This window comes from Microbacterium sp., assembly GCF_031988965.1.
GTDB lineage: Bacteria > Actinomycetota > Actinomycetes > Actinomycetales > Microbacteriaceae > Microbacterium.
Map to the genome: position 1 here is coordinate 3,435 of NZ_DALZXX010000152.1, position 3,105 is coordinate 6,539.

Here is a 3,105-nt window from a genome sequence, read left to right on the forward strand (position 1 = left end):
CCGAGGCCGTGCGCACCGAGACCTCGCGCATCCGGCGCCTGCTCACCGCGACCCGCTGGGACGTGTCGATCGCGATGCTGATCGCCGGCACGGTGAACCTCGGCATCCTGCTGCTCGCCGCCGCCAACCTCGCCGGCGTCGACGGAACCGACTCCCTCGAGGGCGCCCACGCCGCGCTGGCCGCAGGGCTCGGCCCGGTCGTCGCCACCTTCTTCGCCGTGGGCCTGCTCGCCTCAGGACTCGCCTCGACCTCGGTGGGCGCGTATGCGGGGGCGGAGATCATGCACGGCCTGCTGCACGTGCGCATCCCGCTGCTGGCGCGCCGCCTGGTGACGCTCATCCCTGCGCTCGTGATCCTCGGCATCGGCGTCGACCCCACCCTGGCGCTCGTGCTCAGCCAGGTGGTGCTGTCGTTCGGCATCCCGTTCGCGCTGATCCCGCTCGTCGCGCTCACCGCGCAGAAGCGCACCCTCGGCGTCTGGGTCAACCGCACCTGGACCACGGCCGCCGGCATCCTGGCATCCGTTCTTCTCATCGCCCTCAACGGCGCCCTGCTCTGGCTGGTGCTCACCGGCGCCTGATCTGCGCCCCGCACGCAGTGCCCACACACAGAACCGCCCCGAGCCGGCACGGGAAGAGTCGGCTCGGGGCGGCGTCCTGTCGCCGCAGGCGTCAGCGCCCGCGGAGGGTCTCCGTCCACACCGATTCGGCACCGTCGGCGATCCGGTATCCGCTGTCGGGCACGGCGACGACCGTCACCTCACCCGAGACGCGCACCTTGCCGTTGCGCGACGTGACCTCCTCGCCGTTCACGTAGTAGGTCACGCCCGTCGCGTTCTTCGGCACCTGCACCTCGTCATGGGCCGTGCCGGGACGGTCCTTGAAGGTCGGCGCCTTCGGCGTCACGGGTGCCGTCAGCACCGGGACGTCGGCCCAGTCGAGATCGCTCGCCAGGTAGTACGAGGTGTACGCCGGCTGGTTGTACGTCGTCTGCTGCCGAGCGGTCTCGACGCGGTACTGCACGTCGTGCATGAGCGTCGTGAGCTTGTGCGCGGTCGGCTCGGTGGTCGTGAAGAACCGCAGCGCGCTCGAGTCCGCGGTGCGCACGAGCAGCTCCTCGCGCCAGTCGCCCAGCACATCGGCGACGAGCGAGGGGTTGCCCTTCGTGCCGTTGTTGGTGAGCGTGCCCGTCGCCGTGAGCAGGTTTCCGCGCGTCCAGTCGTCGATCGTCGGCGTCTGCGTGCCGCTGCCGTTCACGATCTGGGTCGTCAGGTCCCCCGCCCAGCGGATCGACATGTTCGTGCCCGGGGTCTCCGGCTGCAGCACCTCACCCGTCGCACTCAGCAGTCCGCTGCCCTCGGTTCCGCCGGGCATGCTCGACCACACCTCGATGCCCGGCACGTCGGGGCGGACGTCGCCGATCATGGCGCGACCCGTGTCGCGACCCGAGTAGGCGCCGAACAGGGTCGCGCCGGTCGCCGCGTCGCGCATCGCCGAGCCGTAGGGCGCACTCGTGGCCCCCTCATGGGCGGTCCAGATCTCGAGACCGGGGCGGCTCGGATCGATGTCGGCCACGTGCAGCGCGTCTCCGTGACCGAGTCGCACGTTCTCGCCGGGAGCCGCGCTGCCCTCGGGCAGAACGTCGAACGAGCTGTAGAGCAGGCTGCCGTCGTCGTCGATCGTCGCCGAGCCGTAGACGAGCTCCTGCCTGCCGTCCGCATCCACGTCGGCCAGGCTCAGCGAGTGATCGCCCTGCGTCGTGACCGTGCCGAACTCGGGATCCGTGCCGTCACGTCCGTGCGGCGAGTCGTTGAAGGGGTTGGTCATGGGCACGTGGCCGCTGTCGACCTGCCAGCGCTGGCTGAGGTTCTCGCCGTCCCAGTCGAACGTCGTGACCGTCGTGCGCGTGTAGTAGCCACGGGCGAACACCGCGGACGGATGCTCTCCGTCGAGGTAGCCGACGCCCGCCAGGAACCGGTCGACGCGGTTGCCCGGCTCGATGCGCGACATCGCGTAGTCACCCCACAGCAGACCGTCGTCGCCGCGTTCGGTCGGGTACGGGATGGTCTGCAGCTCCTCGCCGGTCGCACTGTCGAAGACCGTGAGGTACTCGGGGCCGTCGACGATGAAGCCCTCGAACTCGCGCAGCAGGTTGCGCGCGCTGCGGCTCGGTGCGTACACGTCGATGAACGTGTCGGCGAGCTCCTCGGCGCTCTCCCGCGACAGCGGATACTCGTGCGTGACGGGCATGCCCCATGCCTCTTCGAGGGTTGCGGGCCACTGCCCCGAGACGACCTCGTCGCGCTCGCTCCAGCCGAGGAACATCTCGACCAGGTGCGCCTCGTAGTCGGCGGCGCTGAGTCGGTAGTCGTCGTCGTTCGAGTGGCCGGCGGCCACGTCGACCTCGGGCATCGTGATGTACGACTCGGCGGCGACCGAGCCGTCGTCGGCGTACTGCACCGACTTCGTTCCGGGCGCCGTCTTCAGCATCGTCTCGGAGCGCCCGTCGCCGTCGAAGTCGTAGACGAGGAACTGCGTGTAGTGCGCGCCCGCGCGGATGTTCACGCCGAGGTCGAGGCGGTTCAGCAGCGTGCCGTCGAGCTCGTACGTGTCGAGGTAGACCGGGCCCGTGTACCCCCGCTGCGACACGTCCTTCGAGTTCGACGGATCCCATTTCACGACGTACTCGTACTGCCCGTCTCCGTCGACGTCGCCGACCGACACGTCGTTCGCCGAGTACGTGTACGCCTCGCCCGTCGGCGTGACGCCGTCGGCGGGCTTCTGGAGCGGCAGGTCGTGATGCCCCTCGGCCCAGGCGCTGACGGAGGCCGAGGCGGATGCCGTCAGCTCGACGCCGTGCACCACGGGCACGACCGAGTACTCCGAGTCGGCCGCGCCCCCGGCATCCGCATAGTTCGTGCTGTCGGTGACGGTGGCGATCCTGACACCGTCGCGGTAGACCGCGAAGTCGGGTCCGCTGAGGCCGGTGGCGGTCGCGCCGCCCGCCTCGGTCGCCAGCAGCCGCCAGCTGAGGAAGACCCCGTCTGAGGTCGAGACGGCGACGAGGCCGCGATCGAGCGCCTCGAGCTGCGGGGTCGCCGCGGC

General features: G+C 70.4%; 2 protein-coding genes. One reads left to right on the plus strand and one right to left on the minus strand.

What is annotated here, in order from left to right; all coding sequences use genetic code 11:
- Positions 1-581 (plus strand): Nramp family divalent metal transporter (locus RTM68_RS16095; protein WP_396654243.1); only part of this gene is annotated, 581 nt, incomplete at its 5' end.
- A 91-nt stretch (positions 582-672) separates the two neighbouring features.
- Here the strand turns inward: RTM68_RS16095 and RTM68_RS16100 are convergent.
- Positions 673-3,105 (minus strand): rhamnogalacturonan lyase (locus RTM68_RS16100; protein WP_312172843.1); only part of this gene is annotated, 2,433 nt, incomplete at its 5' end.